The sequence below is a fragment of the Ruegeria sp. CH6 genome, assembly GCF_056537005.1.
Map to the genome: position 1 here is coordinate 357,197 of NZ_JBQFQS010000003.1, position 16,665 is coordinate 373,861.

The 16,665-nt window shown below is 55.3% G+C and carries 14 protein-coding genes and 1 riboswitch; of the genes, 13 read left to right on the forward strand and 1 reads right to left on the reverse strand.

Annotated elements, in window-relative coordinates:
* The first annotated feature begins 12 nt into the window (after positions 1–12).
* From ACR0CW_RS10380 to ACR0CW_RS10440, 13 genes are all read left to right on the forward strand, one after another.
* Positions 13–423 carry a universal stress protein gene (locus tag ACR0CW_RS10380; protein WP_170332085.1) on the forward strand — a complete coding sequence of 137 codons (411 nt, stop codon included), beginning with the start codon at positions 13–15 and terminating at the stop codon, positions 421–423.
* A 38-nt stretch (positions 424–461) separates the two neighbouring features.
* Positions 462–968, forward strand: a complete 507-nt coding sequence (comD, locus tag ACR0CW_RS10385; protein WP_155150217.1) for a sulfopyruvate decarboxylase subunit alpha — start codon at positions 462–464, stop codon at positions 966–968.
* On the forward strand, positions 965–1,519 hold the full coding sequence (gene comE, locus ACR0CW_RS10390) for a sulfopyruvate decarboxylase subunit beta (RefSeq protein ID WP_480741139.1): 555 nt from the start codon (positions 965–967) through the stop codon (positions 1,517–1,519). Before comD ends, comE begins: the two co-directional genes overlap by 4 nt.
* A complete protein-coding gene (locus ACR0CW_RS10395) occupies positions 1,519–2,652 on the forward strand; it encodes an alpha-hydroxy acid oxidase (protein WP_480787710.1) in 1,134 nt (377 codons plus the stop codon). Before comE ends, ACR0CW_RS10395 begins: the two co-directional genes overlap by 1 nt.
* 822 nt (positions 2,653–3,474) lie before the next feature.
* Positions 3,475–4,713 carry a hydroxymethylglutaryl-CoA reductase gene (locus tag ACR0CW_RS10400; RefSeq protein ID WP_480787711.1) on the forward strand — a complete coding sequence of 413 codons (1,239 nt, stop codon included), beginning with the start codon at positions 3,475–3,477 and terminating at the stop codon, positions 4,711–4,713.
* Complete coding sequence (locus ACR0CW_RS10405; protein WP_480787712.1) at positions 4,710–5,621, forward strand: UbiA family prenyltransferase; 912 nt, start codon at positions 4,710–4,712, stop codon at positions 5,619–5,621. The genes ACR0CW_RS10400 and ACR0CW_RS10405 overlap by 4 nt, the downstream gene beginning before the upstream one ends.
* Positions 5,618–8,077, forward strand: a complete 2,460-nt coding sequence (locus ACR0CW_RS10410; RefSeq protein ID WP_480787713.1) for a PEP/pyruvate-binding domain-containing protein — start codon at positions 5,618–5,620, stop codon at positions 8,075–8,077. Before ACR0CW_RS10405 ends, ACR0CW_RS10410 begins: the two co-directional genes overlap by 4 nt.
* On the forward strand, positions 8,067–9,167 hold the full coding sequence (locus tag ACR0CW_RS10415; RefSeq protein ID WP_480787714.1) for a BtaA family protein: 1,101 nt from the start codon (positions 8,067–8,069) through the stop codon (positions 9,165–9,167). Before ACR0CW_RS10410 ends, ACR0CW_RS10415 begins: the two co-directional genes overlap by 11 nt.
* A complete protein-coding gene (locus ACR0CW_RS10420) occupies positions 9,164–10,492 on the forward strand; it encodes a hypothetical protein (RefSeq protein ID WP_480787715.1) in 1,329 nt (442 codons plus the stop codon). Before ACR0CW_RS10415 ends, ACR0CW_RS10420 begins: the two co-directional genes overlap by 4 nt.
* On the forward strand, positions 10,492–11,337 hold the full coding sequence (locus ACR0CW_RS10425; protein ID WP_480787716.1) for a hypothetical protein: 846 nt from the start codon (positions 10,492–10,494) through the stop codon (positions 11,335–11,337). The genes ACR0CW_RS10420 and ACR0CW_RS10425 overlap by 1 nt, the downstream gene beginning before the upstream one ends.
* Complete coding sequence (locus ACR0CW_RS10430; protein ID WP_480787717.1) at positions 11,249–12,751, forward strand: AMP-binding protein; 1,503 nt, start codon at positions 11,249–11,251, stop codon at positions 12,749–12,751. Before ACR0CW_RS10425 ends, ACR0CW_RS10430 begins: the two co-directional genes overlap by 89 nt.
* A 318-nt stretch (positions 12,752–13,069) precedes the next feature.
* Positions 13,070–13,273: riboswitch (cobalamin riboswitch) on the forward strand.
* An 82-nt stretch (positions 13,274–13,355) separates the two neighbouring features.
* Positions 13,356–14,609: an aromatic ring-hydroxylating oxygenase subunit alpha gene (locus ACR0CW_RS10435; RefSeq protein WP_480787804.1), complete on the forward strand. Its 1,254-nt coding sequence runs from the start codon at positions 13,356–13,358 to the stop codon at positions 14,607–14,609.
* A 5-nt stretch (positions 14,610–14,614) separates the two neighbouring features.
* A complete protein-coding gene (locus ACR0CW_RS10440; protein ID WP_480787718.1) occupies positions 14,615–15,697 on the forward strand; it encodes an FAD-binding oxidoreductase in 1,083 nt (360 codons plus the stop codon).
* Positions 15,698–15,986: 289 nt separating this feature from the next.
* On the opposite strand, the gene ACR0CW_RS10445 is transcribed toward ACR0CW_RS10440, so the two are convergent.
* Positions 15,987–16,289, reverse strand: coding sequence for a hypothetical protein (locus ACR0CW_RS10445; protein ID WP_480787719.1), 303 nt, complete (start codon positions 16,287–16,289; stop codon positions 15,987–15,989).
* Between the last annotated feature and the right edge of the window lie 376 nt (positions 16,290–16,665).

A 16,665-nucleotide genomic window follows, 5' to 3' on the forward strand; every position in this document is an offset into this window, starting at 1 on the left:
TGGAGAGCTACCATGTATAACAATATCCTGGTTCCCATGGCTCTGGATCACGGGGTTTCCGGAACCACGCTGAAAGCCGCTGCCACCCTGAGCAATCCGGGCGGGCGGATCACCGCGTTGCATGTCTATGAGGCGCCGCACGGTTCCGTCAGCACCTTTTTGGACGAGGATGCTGTGCGCGATGGTTTGGACATGGCCCACCAGCAGCTTGCCAAAAAAACTGCAGACTACAGCGATGTCACGACAGTGATCGTCAAGGGGCGTTCATACCGTGGCATCGTTGAATACGCCGCAAAAAACGGTGTGGACTGCATCGTCGTCGGTTCTCACAAACCAGGTCTCAGCGACTTTTTCCTGGGCTCGACTGCCGCACGAGTGGTCCGGCATGCACCTTGTGCTGTACATGTTTGCCGCACCACATGACTTTGAACAAAGAACATCCGCAACAAAGGCAATCAACTATGAACATAGACAAAAGGATCGCTGACGATCTGGCGGCCAATGACGTCTCTTTCGTCACAACGGTGCCCTGCAAACAGCTGGCGGGAGTGATCGAAGAGATTGATCAGCGTGACGACATCTTCCACATACCTTCCAACAAGGAAGATGAAGGTATGGGGCTGTGTGCCGGGGCCTGGATGGGTGGCAAGCGGCCCGCAATCATCATGCAGAACACCGCCATCGGCGTAACGATCAACACGCTGGCCACATTGATCCAGTACTACCGGATGCCGCTGCCGATGCTGATCTCCTACCGCGGCGAATTGCGCGAGCCAGTGGCTTGTCAGGTCGAAATGGCGGTTCACACCAAGGCGCTTTTGGCGCAACTCAATATACCGACCTACCACTTTCATTGGCAGAAGGACGTCGAGGAGTTGGACAACATTCTGAAATACACCTTCATGTGCAACAAACCCGTTGCCATCCTGACTGACGCCAATTTCTGGGGAGGCTATGGCGACCAATGATCCGCTCCGAAATCCTTAAAGAGATCGCGCCAATTCTTCGTAACGAACTGGTTGTGTGTAACATTGGCATCCCGTCGCAGGAACTGCATGCGATCGATGACCAGCCAAGCAATTTCTACATGTTGGGAACCATGGGGCTGGCCTCCTCCATCGGGCTTGGGTTGGCGCTCGCACAGCCTAAACCAGTGATCGTGATTGACGGTGACGGCTCGATCCTGACCAACCTCGGGACCCTGCCCACTATCGGTAACAACGCACCCGGCAACTACATCCTGATGATCATCGACAATGGCTCCTATGGCTCTACCGGTGATCAACCAACTTACACCAGCCAGCGCACCGATCTGGCCGCGATGGCCCGGGCAGCTGGTTGCGCCAAAGTGGTGGAGGTGCAGGATAAGGACACCGGACCAGCGTTGGAAGAAGCACTGTCCAGCGGCGAGGCCACAGTGCTGGTCGTCAAGTGTGACAGTGGCAATGCAAAGATGCCTGTGATCACTATGGACCCGGTGGTAATCCGCGATCGGTTCATGAAGGCTGTTGCCAACTGATGGGCGAAAACGCCATCCATTCCGCCGAGGATGCCCGCCGCCTTGCCCGGCGGCGGCTCCCTTGGATGGTGTTTGACTACATTGATGGTGCCGCGGGGCGTGAAACCGGGGCAGCGCGCAATCGTGCCGCGCTGGACGCGGTCACCCTGCGGCCCCGCATCCTTCGCGACGTCAGCCGACGGTCCCTGGCATCACAGGTTTTCGGCGCCGACGCAGACCGCCCCTTTGGCATCGCCCCCATGGGTATGTGCAATCTGGCCGCTCCAGGTGCCGACTTGATGCTGGCACGGCTGGCGGCGCGCTACCGTGTACCCCACGGCGTCTCAACCGTTGCCTCCACCCCGCTCGAAACCATCCTGGAGGCAGCGCAAGGATATGCGTGGTTCCAGCTTTACTTCAGTGGCGACGGTAGCGGCACTTTTAAGCTGGCCGAACGCGCCAAGGCGGCCGGTTACCAAACCCTTGTGTTGACAGTGGATGTCCCCGAAGTCGGCCGCCGGCCGCGTGAGCTGAGCCACGGCTTCACGATGCCCTTCCGTATCGGCCCCAGACAGTTATTCGACTTTGCCATGCACCCCGGCTGGTCGCTTAAGACGCTTTTCGCAGGCAGGCCAGAAATGGCGAATTTCAAGATGGAGGGTTATGACTTCGACCGCACCGAGAGCCGAGCCCGGGCCACATGGGACACGCTGGCCCGGCTGCGGGATCTCTGGCCTGGAAAACTGGTGGTGAAAGGGGTGCTGGACATCGAGGACGCCCGCGCGCTGCGGTCTGCAGGCGTTGATGCTATTCAAGTCTCAAGCCATGGCGCACGGCAGCTGGAGGCAAGCCCCGCGCCGATCGAGATGCTCTCAAATATTCGATCAGACCTTGGGTCGGATTTTCCCCTATTCTACGACAGTGGGATATGGTCAGGAGAGGACGTTCTTAAGGCCCTGACACTTGGGGCCGACTTTGTCTTTGTTGGACGGATACTGCAGTTTGCGATCGCAGCTGCCGGAGAGGCAGGTTTAGAACAAATGTGGGATGTTCTTAGCCAAGAGTTGAGTATTGCCATGGCCCAAACCGGACAGACTAAGCTGAATGGTGACCATTCTCTTTGGCAGCGCAAGCGCGACTTTGCTGGGCATTGAACCCCTTTAGTGCGGCGGCGTTTGCTTCTTACAAACTGACAAGTCTAATTTGATTTACGAGACATCCGAAATGTCTTGTATCAGGGGTTTTGAGGCTCACCCTTATGATTTGGAGTTGCAATTAGCTTAGTTGCGCACTGACGACACTCTCGTCCTGTCCGCCTTCTCATACTACATACGACCTTGCCTCCTGGATCATGGATCACCTCGATGAGGCTCAAAGCGCGTGCAAAAATTTTGAAATGTTCCTGCCATCGGCATTTGAACTCTAAATTCGAGGTCGAATGCGAAAGCGCCCGCAGAGTAGAAATCTTGATCTTATCCAGATACATCGCCTCTGCCTGAAATTGGGTGCAGCACTCACCAAAACCATTTTGAAATCGGTCTGACCGCTCTTGATAACGTTGACTGACTGCGGGAGGTCAGTGCGGCGTGGAATATTGGATCACTCTGATGTGACGGCAGATCTTTGCGTCGCAAAAGACAAAACCAGTGCGTCCATGAATAATCGAATGACACAAAATCAATGGTTTACCGGTCGCCGAATGGCAAGACTATGTGTCGCCCCACAGTGCCTTACAAGGCGGCACATAAACTTCCGGCTTGTGTCGCTTGGATCCCTCATTTGATCCTCCGTTTCCTGACTTAGCGGCCGGCTGTACTTAGAGAAGGCAGGATCGCTCACAATCGCCAACTGGATGTATTCGCTGGATATTGCTTTCTTTCTTGTTAGGGTGCAGCCATCGCAGAATTAAGTCTGCAGTCGTTTTACACAGCGTTTGTCGGAGCTGACTTTTGATTATTCCATTTCATGTGCGGGAAATGCTGCGGCGTATAAAAGCGCGATATGACGCTGAACGCACGCCACAGCAGATGGCGCCAAGCGACGAAGTTTTTTCGCCTTTGCGCCCCTCTCGCAAGGCTGACAGTAAGACGGTTGCGCGGTTCTGGGATCACCTAAAACCCGGGTCAAGCGACGCAGATCAAGCATTGATCGCGGATTCTGCAACAGTCGAAGCTTCTGAAACCTACAGCGCCAATATTGAGAACTTCATTGGAACCGTGAAAGTGCCGGTGGGCATCGTTGGACCATTGCGCTTGAATGGTATGAACGCCAACGGGGATTTTTATGTGCCTCTGGCGACGACTGAGGCCGCGCTTGTTGCCTCGTACGCGCGCGGGGCATTTGCCGCGGGCCGGTCTGGTGGGGTCAGCACGGCTGTCTTATATGAAGGTGTATTGCGCACACCTGCCTTTGTGTTCGAAAGCCTTTTGCAGGCCGGTCAGTTCGTCGATTGGGTGGTCAGCAATGTCGATGATCTCAAGGCGGCGGCTGAGGCCACAACACGGCATGGCAAACTTGTCTCGCTGGAGCCTTTCATAGACACGAATATTGTCTTTCTGATTTGCCGCTACACCACGGGTGATGCGGCGGGTCAGAACATGGTTACCATCGCAACGGATGCGTTGTGCCGTGCCATTAACGGTAGTTGTCCGGTGCCAATTGAAAACTGGTATATTGAGGGGAATTTTTCGGGCGACAAGAAAGCCTCGGCGCTTGGATTGGTGACGGGTCGAGGCCGGAAGGTAAGCGCGTCGGTGACCCTGCCTGCGGATGTGGTGGAAAAGACGCTCGGCACCACCGTGGATGCCATGATGGCCTATGGCCGGGTCGCTAATCTCGGGTCACATCTATCGGGTCAGCTTGGGGCTCAGGCTCACTACGCCAATGGGCTTGCGGCCTTTTACATCGCGACCGGCCAGGACGCGGCCTGCGTTGCCGAAAGCGCGATGGGGGTGACGCGGATGGAGCCCCGAGGGGAAGACCTTTTCTGCTCGGTGACGCTCCCGAATATCCTTGTTGGTTCCGTGGGTGGCGGTACCGGCTTGCCCAGCCAGAGTGCCGCGCTGAACATTCTGGGACTAAAGGGCGCTGGCCACGGCACGGCGCTGGCCGAAGTGGCCGCCGCTATCTGCCTGTGCGGAGAGATATCGATTGTTGCCGCAATTGCTGCGGGGCATTTCACGCGGGCCCATGAAAGTCTGGCCCGCCAAAGATGACTCTGCTGGCTCGATTGTGGATCTATCAGTCCGAACGCTTTCCACTGAAGAAGACCGTTCCGCTTTTGTTGGTGTTTTCAGCAGCAAGTATTTGCGTCTCAGCCCGGCTTGCTGATCGCCCATTGCCCGAATGGCCCGCCTTTGCGGTCGGCTTCGTGCTTGCAATGGCGTTGTTTTTCCAGATGCGCGTTTGCGACGAATTCAAGGATGCCGAGGATGACCGTCGCTACCGCCCCGAGCGCCCTATTCCACGAGGGCTGGTGTCCCCGGCTGAGGTGTTGGTGCTTGGCTTGCTGACCCTACCGCTGGCTACCGCCGCTGCATGGTTGTGGTATCCTCCGGTTCTGTGGTGTCTTCTTGTGGTTTGGGTATGGCTGGCGGCAATGACGACCGAATTCGGGGCACCAGCTTGGCTTAAGGTGCGACCGGTTCTGTATCTGATTAGTCATATGGCGATTATGCCGCTGATCGATTTGCTGCTGACCAGCATCGAATGGCTTCCGGCCGGAGGGGCTGCATCAAAACTTTGGTTGTTTCTAACGCTGTCTTTTGTGAATGGCTGCGTTCTCGAGATCGGACGCAAGCTATGGTCGCCCGAAAACGAAATTGACGGCGTAGACACCTATTCGGGTCTTTGGGGGTATCGGCGCGCCGCCATTGTTTGGCTGGGCTGTGTTGTGCTGTCCTTTGGGTTTCTGGTGGGCACAGGGTTTGCAACTGATGTTGGATGGATAACCGTCGTGGTCGGGGCCGCTGCTTTGGTGCCCTGTGGTCTTGCTGCACGCAGTTATATGACGGCACCAACGCCTAAGGCACAGGACAGGATGGATACAATCGCGGGACTGTGGGTGTTTTTTTGTTATGCCACAGCGGGCTTTTTGCCGTTTCTGATCGGAGGCTTCAGGTGACCTTTATCGTCTATCAATCCGATGCAACTGATCCGACGGTGGTCGGAGGAAAAGCCACTGCGCTATCAAACCTCGCCCGTCACGGGTTCAATCCACCTGCGTTTTTTGTCATAACCGATGCCGCTTTCCGCGCAGGTAAGACAGGGCCCGTTGCAGCTCGCGGGCTGAGTGATGCGATCAGCGCGGCATTGAATACGTTGGGTCCGGGACCTTATGCAGTGCGCAGCTCCGGTCGGGCTGAAGATGGTGCCGAACACAGTCATGCGGGGCAGTTCGATACAGTCTTGAACGTCACCGGCAGCAAGGTGCTGTCGGCGGCGAAACAGGTTTGGCAATCAGGATTTACGGATTCTATTGCTACCTATCGCTCGGTCAAATCCGGGGGCGAGGCAGAAGCCCCCGCCATCATTGTACAGCGCATGATTGATGCGACGACCGCCGGTGTCGCTTTCTCGGCCGATCCGGTGACCGGACAACGAAACACGGTAGTCGTGTCCGCCGTCAAAGGTCTAGGCGACGCCCTGGTGGCAGGTGAGGTTGATGGTGAGGATTGGACTATTGATCAAGACAGGCAGCCTGAATGCGCCCAAGCCACGGCTCAAGTTTTGACACCGGACCAGGCGCTTCAGGTGGCAATGCTGGCGCGCAAAGCGGAAGAGGCTTTTGGTATCCCACAAGACATCGAATGGGCGTTCGATGCGGATGGGCTGCACATACTCCAGGCACGACCAATTACGACCGAGCTGAGACCAGCTGCGGTGCCGGATGATGCGCTTACCATTTTTGACAATTCGAATATCGTCGAAAGCTATCCGGGCATGGTCAGTCCACTGACCTATTCCTTTGCCGTGCATGTCTACTCTCGGGTCTATCGCGCCTTCGTGCGGCTTTTGGGTGTTTCGGATAGAACCGTCGCGCAGAACTCGGCCATCTTCGACAATTTCCTTGGGCGCATTGATGGGCGTGTTTATTACAATCTGGTCAACTGGTACCGGGCTCTGGCGCTGCTGCCGGGGTTCTCGCTGAACCGCGATTACATGGAAACGATGATGGGTGTGTCCGAGCCCATGCCGCGTGAAATCACGGACGGGATTGGTCCTGCTCCTGCCGAAGGCGCGCGCAAGATTTTGGAATACGCCAAACTGGCTGCGGTTGCGGGCAGCCTGATCTGGCAGGCCGTGCGATTGCCGCGTACCCGGCGCAACTTCTATGGCAGACTAAATAACATTCTGGATCGTGATCTCGACATAGAAGCAGCGAACGCGACCGAACTGGCTGCTGAGTATCGCCATATCGAAAGTACCCTGCTGGATCGCTGGGACGCACCGCTTGTAAATGACTTCCTGTGCATGATCGCTTTTGGCGCATCACGCAACCTGCTGCTCAAGTGGTTGGGTGAAGACGGGCTGTTGCTGCATAACGATGTCATGATCGGTCAAGGCGATATCATCTCAGCCGAACCGGCGCAGCGAATTGCCCACATGGCTCACTTGGTCCGCGAGGCCGGGATTACTGATCAGTTGAGTGCGGAATGCCGGATTGAGACCCTTGCCCCCTTTCCACAGATCGAGGCTGAAGTTCGGTCTTACTTGGACAAATTCGGGGATCGATGCACTGAGGAGTTGAAGCTCGAGAGTATACCGTTGCGCGATGATCCCACCAGCCTGTTGATGGCCATCGCAGCCAGTGCAGCTCGTCCCGAGGGTAAGCGACACACCAGCACTGAGCCGGACTGGAAAACCCTGTTTCCTGCCAATCCGCTGAAACGCTACCTGTCTAAATGGATCATAGGCTGGGTCAAGGCCCGCGTTCGTGACCGAGAGAACCTGCGCTTTGAACGTACCCGTATCTTCGGCCATGCCCGGCGTGTTTTTCTTGGCATCGGTCGAGAGTTTTCTGCAAGGGGGTTGCTTGTCGAACCCCGCGACGTGTTTCATCTGACGACGTATGAGGTCTTGGGAGCCGTAGAAGGGTTCAGTCTTTCGCCTGATCTGAAAACCATAGTTGCGCAACGCCAACGCGAAGATGCTGCAGCGTCCCTGCGTCCGGACCCGCCGGAACGTATCGAAATCCGAGGTCCCGCCATTTCTCCGATCTGGGCGGATACGGAAGAGTTCGATAGCGATCCGGAGCGTGTGAAAACTGGCACCGGTTGTTCAGCCGGGCAAGTAACTGAAAAAGCCCGTGTGATCCTTGACCCGCGGACTGAGGCGCTGCAACCCGGCGACATCCTTGTGGCGCGTCACACCGATCCGGGCTGGATTGCGGTGTTTTCGAACGCTTCGGCCATTGTTGTGGAACGGGGGTCGCTTTTGTCGCATTCCGCAATTGTGGCGCGCGAATTGGGCATCCCTTGTGTTGTTGGCCTGAAAGGGGCCACGCAATGGATCAAGGATGGTGAAACCCTGTCGGTCGACGGGGCAAGTGGCAAGGTGGAACGGTGCGATGGGGTATAGTGAAATCGAGAGCAAGGCAGATTTCGACCATATCCGATATGCTCAGTTGTGGGAGGATGCGGACGTTCTGACCGACGCGCTGGGCGATTGCGCGGGGGGCACGCTGGTGTCCATTTGTTCTGCAGGGGATAACGCGCTGGCTATGCTAACGCTGGACCCCGCGAAAGTTGTGGTTGTCGATCTTTCACCGGCGCAGATTGCCTGTCTAAAATTAAGGATCGGGGCTTTCCAGTCTTTGACACACCCCGAATTTCTGGAACTGACAGGATCGCGGCCCAGCAAGAGGCGAGCAGAGCTGCTGACGAGGGCTTTGAAGGCCACTGATCCTGAAACAAGCGTCTTCTGGGCCGGTCTTGCCCCTGATGTGGAGCGTTACGGGATAGGCGGGGTCGGCAAGTTCGAGCGGTACTTTCGTATTTTCCGCACACGGCTTTTGCCGTTTGTACATTCCAGACGTACGATTGATGAAGTCTTTGCACCCCGGTCGCCGGACGCGCGCGAGGTTTTCTTCGATACGCGCTTTAATACCTTCAGATGGCGGCTGTTACTGAATGTATTCTTTTCTCGCTTTGTGATGGGGCGCATGGGACGCGACAAGGCGTTCTTCGATCACGTTGAAGGCAGCCCTGCCCAGCATGTGGCGCGTCGCATTCGCCACGCAGGCGTTGATACTGATCCGTCGCAAAATCCCTATTTGCACTGGATTCTGAAGGGTACGCATGGCGACGCGCTGCCGATGGCCTGGCGGCCTGAGCATTATGATACCATCCGCGCTCGCCTCGATCGTCTCGATATCAGGCCCGGATCGTTAGAGGCCTTCGTTTCAACCGGTGAAAAAGCCAGCGGGTTCAACCTGTCTGACATTTTCGAATATATGTCGCCTGATGTGTTTGCGCAGGTCTACGGATCAATCCTGTCAGCTGCCGCGCCAAAGGCTCGTCTTGTTTATTGGAACATGATGGCACCGCGCCGTTTGCCCGCTTCATTTAGAGGCGAAGTTGAAACACAACGCGAGATTGAGGCTCGGCTAAAAGCACGGGACATGGCCTTTTTCTATTCAGACTTTGTCGTGGAAGAGGTGCTCGCGTGAGTGTCATGGTCCAGATCCTGCTGGCCTTGGCTTCTGTTCTGGCCCTGTTGGGATTGATGGCAGTTGTCCGACGGCTGGCGCAAAAGGTTGGCTTAAACGCAGAAGTACAACGTAAACTAATGCATGTCGGAACCGGGCTGTTCACGCTGGTTCTGCCGTGGATTTTCCCGGATCGCTGGCCGGTCTACATGCTGATCGGGGTAACGATACTTGTAATGTCGATCTTACGTTTGCCCCGGTTCTCACGCGGTCTGGGTGCAGCTTTGCACAGCGTCGAACGCACCTCATATGGTGATTTCCTGTTGGCGATTTCCGTTGGACTTTGTTTTTTGCTGGCCGGGGAAAACACTCTGTATTACGTGCTTCCGATCGCCGTTTTGACACTGGCGGATGCTGCGGCTGCGCTTGCCGGAACGACATATGGAACCAAGCGGTACGTGGTTGAAGATGGCGACAAGAGCCTGGAAGGGTCAGTAGTATTTTTTGTCGTTACGCTGTTGGTTTCCATCATCTGCTTTTTGTTTTTGTCGAAACTCCCGCCGTCCAACATCATGATGCTGTCCCTTATGGTTGCGGCCTTTGGCACATTGGTCGAGGCACAAAGCTGGCGGGGCTTTGACAATCTGTTCTTGCCGCTCGGCTTGTTGATTTTTCTGAAAGCCCATTACTTTAGCTCACTGGCAGAGCTGGCCGTGCTAACCATTTTGTTCTTTGCTGCTCTGGTCAGTTTCGGCGTGGTGGGAACAAAGCTGGGATTCACCAAACATACGACCCGTGTCTATGTTGTTGCGGTTTTTCTGCTGCTGGCAGCCGCAAAACTGCAGAACACAGTACTGCCTATCATGGTTCTTGCCGCACACGGTTGGGCGCGCACTGCTTCTCCTTGTGACAGTAAGTATCCCGATCTGGATATCGTAGCCGCCTTGGGGCTTTTGGGGTTCGGTTGGCTTGCGGTGGGAAATGCAACGGGATGGGATGCGATATCTTTTTTTGGAGTCAGTGCGATGGGGTTGGCCATGGGGCTCACTGCTGTGGCGCTGCGCACTATTCCTATTGCGATACCGCTGGTTGCCGCGGTCCTGTTTCTAATTCGTATCTGGGCGGTTTCCCTGAATTCTGATCAATCGAACTGGGCTGAACCCCTGACCGCGCTCTCGCTTGTATCACTCGCAATTATGGCGATTGTGCCCCTGGTTTTTCCGCAATTACTCCAAAAGAACCGTGTTTCGAGGCTCACGCTTTTGGCGGTTCTACCCCCGCTTGCCTACTACATTTGGTTCATAGCAGGATCTATTGGCGACGGATTTGTCACCGGAGTTGTATGATGACGAAAGAGAGCATTCAGACTGACGGTGCCAAACTGTCTGTTTATCTGCAGGGCCCCGATTGGGCTGGCGTCCCAGCTGCAACAATCGGCGACTTCTCGTGTGAGGCCCCAGAGGCCGGCTTGGAAGCTCTGCAAATGGCAATTGAACGTGTCCGGCATGCCGGGGTTGATCGGATCATTGGCCCGATGTCCGGAGATACTTGGCACAGCTACCGGTTTGTATCGTACAGTGACGGTTCAGCACCCTTTTTGATGGAGCCGACAAACAAATCACATGAGCCCGACGTGTTTAAGGCAGCGGGATTTACCACCATCAGTAAGTATTTCTCGGCACGTGTGCCATTGGCAAAAACGACCAAGTCTTCTCCTGCTGCAACCGACGCATTTAATGTCGAGCCCTGGGACGGAACCAACCCCGAAGAATTATTCCGGCAAGTGTATCATCTATCTGTTGAGGCTTTTTCCCGAAACGCCTTCTATAAGCCTATCTCTGAGCGTGATTTTCTTGCTATGTACATGCCTGTCGTTCCGATGTTGAAGCGCGAGCTTATCTTTTTTGCCCGGCGTCCGGACGGCTCATTGGCGGGCTTTCTGTTTGGCATTCCGAACTATGCAGAAGGCCCAAACCCGACAGCGGCAATCTTAAAGACCTATGCAAGCCTTGAACGTGGCGCAGGTCGCCATTTGGCCAGTCAATTCCATATGTCTGCCCTGAAGCTTGGCTATGAGTCCGCCATCCACGCGTTGATCCATGATGACAACCAATCCGCCAATCGCAGCGTTGTCGAAGGGGCAACGGTATTCCGGCGGTACAACCTGTTTGGGCTGCGTCTGGATGGCTAACCTGCTGGACCATTTTGCCATTGCGGTTGATCGACACCCGGACCGGACGGCCATTGTTGAGGGCGACGGTCGCGAGATCACCTTTAGTGCGGTGCAGATACGAGCACAGCAATTGGCCAGTAAGTGGAAGCGCAAGGGAGTTGGCCAAGGCGATTACGTTCTACTGGCGATGCCGGTCAACGCTGATCTTTACGCTAGCCTTGCGGCCTTATGGTCATTGGGCGCAACAGTGGTTTTGCCTGAACCGGCGATGGGACTCGCGGGGTTGCGTCACGCAGCGAGAACGACCCAACCCAAGGCCTTTTGCGCATCAGGTCACTTTGCTTTGCTGAAGTTCGTTGTGCCGGAACTGTTTAAGCTGCGTCTTTTACTACCAGGCAGTGCCCGCAGTGACCCCGGAGTCGCGGCTGTTCATGACAGTGACACGGCGCTCATTTCCTTCACTTCCGGCACCACAGGTCAAGCCAAGGCCATACCCCGCAGTCACGCGTTTCTGATGGCGCAACATGATGCCATTGCGCCGCTTCTACACAGTGATGCAGTCGAACGGGATCTGGTTGCGTTCCCGGTTTTCACCCTGATAAACCTTGCGGCCGGGCGTACGACTGTTCTGCCGAATTGGAAAATGAGCAATCTGGATCGACTATCTCCCGAGCAGTTAGCGGGCTGGATATCGAAGCAGCAAGTTACACGGCTTTTGATCCCACCGTCTTTGTGCGAAAAACTTGCGCAGTGTAAAGATACCGGCCAACTGCACACGGTTTTCACCGGCGGCGGCCCGGTGTTTCCTGACCTGGTTGAGAGGCTGCTCGCCAATACTGGTCTGGACGTGGTCTGCGTCTATGGGTCAACCGAAGCTGAACCGATTGCGCATCTTGATGTACGTGACATCTCCGAAGTTGACCAACGTGAAATGGCAGCAGGCAAGGGGCTTCTTGTCGGGTTTCCGGTTTCGCAAATCAAACTCCGAATTCGAAACGATGAAGTTCAGGTCGCGGGCGATCATGTAAATGATGGCTATCTTGATCCCTCGCACTCCAAGGAAAACAAAATCAAAGACGGCACCACGATATGGCATCGAACAGGCGACGCGGGTCACTTGGATGAACGGGGGCGTTTGTGGCTGCTGGGTAGACTGGGGAGCGATGTAAGAACCCCGACTGGTCGCACCTTTCCTTTCGCAATCGAAATTGCAGCCCGGCAATGGCCGGGCGTGACGAACAGTGCGCTTATGAACTTCGAAGAAAGCCCCGCTTTATGCATTGAAGGTGACGCGGGTCAGCTATCAAACTGGAGTAGTCTGGCGCAGGAACTGGGTATTGCCAAAGTGATCCACGTGAGAAAAATACCAATGGACAAACGCCACAATTCCAAAGTTGACCGAGTAAAACTTGCTCACTTGTTGGGTTGTTGATCCTCGGTAGTTTCCCTTCCGTGTTCCGACGGGAAACAGCAGTCGAGCACAGTTTTGTACCTGCCGGCTAGTCGGCAGAAAAGTCCAGCAACTTGCAATAACCAACTACCAGTAGATCTACCCGCCGCACTGAGAGAAAATCTAAAGCGCAGCTTGGGCTCATTAGAGGCATTTGTCGGAACTGATCGGTCTGGGCCAAACCATTTGAGGATTGGATGTAGGAGAACAATCGCACGTATTGATTTGCGTGCGAGGAATCCGATGTCTGTTTTGCGTCCGCGAATGTCGCAAGTATTTCAGCGGTTAAAAGCGACTGAAATAACTTGGTATTCGTGAGGTGCCGCTGTTTGATTCTCAGGCAGCGGAGAATTGGGAAGCCGGTGTAAGTCCGGCACTGCCCCCGCAACGGTAAGGAAGGTCAGGTTCGACAATCAACCACTGGGACGAGGATCCCGGGAAGGTGTCGCAACCGGGCGCAAGTCCCTTTCAAGTCCGGAAACCAGCCTCTCAGATATGTCAAACCGCGGGTGGCGGTGGGGGCACGAGTTTCGGACGTGATCCTCGCGCGCCTCCGGACGGTTCCTCCTTGTCATCTGCCCAAGCAATGCCGCGGGGCGCGGCAGGAGAGCCAGAAGTGAACAATATCCAAAGCCTGTTGGCGCGTCGAAACCTGGGTTATGCTCTGGAACAGGCGTTTTATACCGATCCCGAGATTTTTCAGACCGACCTTGAAACCATCCATTATCGCGACTGGCTGTTTGCCATCCCGGCGTGTGAATTGGTGAAATCGGGCGACTACGTTACGTACAATGTAGGTGCCTACCGAGTGATTATTGTGCGCGGCTCCGATGACCAGATACGGGCGTTTCACAACACGTGCCGTCATCGCGGTTCGATCATCTGCAAGGCTGCAAAAGGCAATGCGCCGAAGCTGGTTTGCCCGTATCATCAGTGGACCTACGAACTTGACGGCTCATTGCTATGGGCCCGTGACATGGGGTCGGACTTCGATCCCAAACAGCATGGATTGAAGACTGTCCATTGCCGCGAGCTTGCCGGGTTGGTCTATATATGTCTTGCGGATGACGCGCCAGATTTCGACACCTTCGCCAATACAGCGCGCCCGTATCTTGAGCCGCATGATCTGGGGAATGCCAAGGTCGCCTTTGAAAGCTCAATCATCGAGAACGGCAACTGGAAGCTGGTTTGGGAAAACAACCGCGAGTGCTATCACTGCGGCGGCAACCATCCTGCTCTGTGCCGGACTTTTCCCGACGATCCGGGCGTTACAGGGATCGAAGGCGGTGAGACCCCGGCCCACATGCAGACCCATTTCGACCGGTGTCAGGCTGCGGGTATGCCATCGCAGTTCTATCTGAGTGATGATGGTCAATACCGTCTGGCGCGTATGCCGCTGAAAGAAGGCGCTGAGAGCTATACGATGGACGGAAAGTCTGCCGTGCGCCGCTGGTTGGGCCGGTCGCCCTTTGCCGATGCGGGATCGCTTTTGAAGTTCCACTATCCGACCACGTGGAACCACTTCCTTGCCGATCACTCGCTTGTTTTCCGAGTCACTCCGATCAGCCCGACAGAGACTGAGGTCACTACCAAATGGTTGGTCAACAAGGACGCGGTTGAAGGCGTTGACTACGACGTGAAACGTCTGACCGAAGTCTGGGTCGCCACGAATGACGAAGACCGGCAGGTGGTCGAGGACAACCAGCAGGGTATCAACAGTCCGGCCTATGTACCTGGTCCATATTCACCCATTCAGGAATCCGGCGTGCTGCAGTTCGTGGATTGGTATTGCAACACGTTGTCGGCTCGCTTGGCGCCGGACACGATGGCGGCGGAGTAAGGCTGATGAAAGATCTGAACACGCTCTCTTCGGCCATCTGGCAGGATGGCGAAATGCTGGAATGCGTCTCTGTCGTGCCCGAGATGCCGAACACCGCCAGTTTTTCATTCCGTGCCCCGTCTGGGGCGCAGTTCGCCTATCATCCAGGTCAGTTCTTGACGCTCGAAATCCCAGCTCCGAGTCAACCCGGAGGGGTCGTTCATCGCACCTATACGATCTCATCATCGCCGTCGCGGCCACGGTCGATAACCATCACTGCCAAAGCGCAAGCCGACAGTATCGGCACGCGCTGGATGCTGGACAACCTTCAACCCGGTATGCGTCTCAAAGCCATTGGGCCTGGGGGGCTGTTTACCAACGCCCAAAGCCAGGCAGGAAAGTACCTGTTTATCTCGGCTGGCTCCGGCATCACCCCGATGATGTCGATGACCACCTGTATGTGGGATGAAGGTCGTGATCTGGATGTCGTTTTCATCAATTGCGCCAAACGACCGTCCGAGATCATCTTTCGGCAGCGGTTAGAGCAGATGGCCAGCCGTACTGATGGTTTGGATCTGAAATTCGTTGTTGAAGAGCCGGATCGCTACCGTCCGTGGACGGGATATCAGGGTCAGTTCAACCAGTTGATGCTGGGTCTGATGGCGCCTGATTACCTTGAGCGCGAGGTCTATTGTTGTGGCCCTGAGCCCTTCATGCAGGCGGTGCGGGACGCTCTGGCTGGTCTTGGCTTTGATATGGACAACTACCATCAGGAGAGCTTTGGCGCGCCGGTGGAAACTGAGGCGGATCTACCTGAGTTGGATGACGTTGTCCTCGACGATGACAGCAATGCCGAGATCCTGTTCGCGACCTCGGGTGTGACTGCCAAAGTAGCCGAAACCGATACGGTCCTCGCCGCCGCGCGCTCGGTTGGTTTGAACATTCCGTCGGGATGTACTTTCGGCGTGTGCGGAACTTGCAAGGTCAAGAAAACCTCTGGCGAAGTTCACATGGTTCACAATGGCGGAATCTCGGAAGACGACATCGAGGCGGGTTACATTCTGGCCTGCTGTTCGAACGCTATAGGCAAGGTTGAAGTCGAGGTTTGAGTGGATCGTGTCACGATCGAAACCGTGGTGAGCCTGGCACTTGCTGCGGTTTCGATGCGTTGCTTCGAGTCTGGACAGGCAACTCTTCAGGCAGTGTTCGAACGGCTTTGGGTGATCTCAATATCTATAAATCCAACAAAGGTGGGAGCCGGACAGTCCCTGTATGCCTGCCAAGATGATCGCGAAATGATCTCAGGTATTACCATCATCACCAAGTTATTCGAGTTTTGCGCGGATGCTTGTCGATGAAACGCAACTTCAAGCATCCGCCGGAAAGACTTCTGTGTGGTTATGACAAGGCATCAGTGCATGCATCAACGCAATCTTCATCAATCGAGTTTTCTGAGGTCGAACCGTAACCGCGGGCAGGTTTTTTGATGGTTTGGTGATATTTGGGTTTTGTATCACCTTGCGTGCGGGTTTGTGAAACTGCTGAGCGAACATCATGTGCATTGCTGCGTTGGCCGTGGTCACGCAACGGGCCAGCCATGCACATTCCAGCACTCAGAATAGCGGCGAACGCTGTGACGGATGTAATCAGTGTCTTTTTCATATCTTGGTCCCTTTCGGTTAAGCGTGTTTGGATCAGCACAATTTTCTCACACGGGTTCGATGATTGATCAGTGCCCAGGAATGTTCGGATACAAGTCGAATGAACAGCGATGGTCAGAGCCGAAAGCTTTGTTGGGTCCGCCGCGAGAACACATAAACACAGAACCGGGGACAGAAGCAGACATTTTGTCTGTTTGGTTGTTGTTGGCAGTTGTGCCAGCAACGTCAAATGTTTGCGAAACTGACGAACGAACATCCTGTGCAAGCCCGCGTTGACTGTGGTTGCGCAACGGGCCAGCCACGGACATTCCAGCACTCAGAATAATGGCGAATGCGGTGACGGATGTAATCAGAGTCTTTCTCATTTTCTTGGTCCCTTTTGATTGAGCGTGCTTGATACGCTGTGTGTGAAACCA

Coding starts and splice junctions, on each gene's coding strand:
- comD (WP_155150217.1), top strand. CDS start 462: ATGAACATAGACAAAAGGATCGCTGACGATCTGGCGGCCAATGACGTC.
- ACR0CW_RS10405 (WP_480787712.1), top strand. CDS start 4,710: ATGACTCTGCTGGCTCGATTGTGGATCTATCAGTCCGAACGCTTTCCA.
- ACR0CW_RS10395 (WP_480787710.1), top strand. CDS start 1,519: ATGGGCGAAAACGCCATCCATTCCGCCGAGGATGCCCGCCGCCTTGCC.
- ACR0CW_RS10440 (WP_480787718.1), top strand. CDS start 14,615: ATGAAAGATCTGAACACGCTCTCTTCGGCCATCTGGCAGGATGGCGAA.
- ACR0CW_RS10380 (WP_170332085.1), top strand. CDS start 13: ATGTATAACAATATCCTGGTTCCCATGGCTCTGGATCACGGGGTTTCC.
- ACR0CW_RS10435 (WP_480787804.1), top strand. CDS start 13,356: ATGCCGCGGGGCGCGGCAGGAGAGCCAGAAGTGAACAATATCCAAAGC.
- ACR0CW_RS10425 (WP_480787716.1), top strand. CDS start 10,492: ATGACGAAAGAGAGCATTCAGACTGACGGTGCCAAACTGTCTGTTTAT.
- ACR0CW_RS10430 (WP_480787717.1), top strand. CDS start 11,249: ATGACAACCAATCCGCCAATCGCAGCGTTGTCGAAGGGGCAACGGTAT.
- comE (WP_480741139.1), top strand. CDS start 965: ATGATCCGCTCCGAAATCCTTAAAGAGATCGCGCCAATTCTTCGTAAC.
- ACR0CW_RS10415 (WP_480787714.1), top strand. CDS start 8,067: ATGGGGTATAGTGAAATCGAGAGCAAGGCAGATTTCGACCATATCCGA.
- ACR0CW_RS10400 (WP_480787711.1), top strand. CDS start 3,475: ATGCTGCGGCGTATAAAAGCGCGATATGACGCTGAACGCACGCCACAG.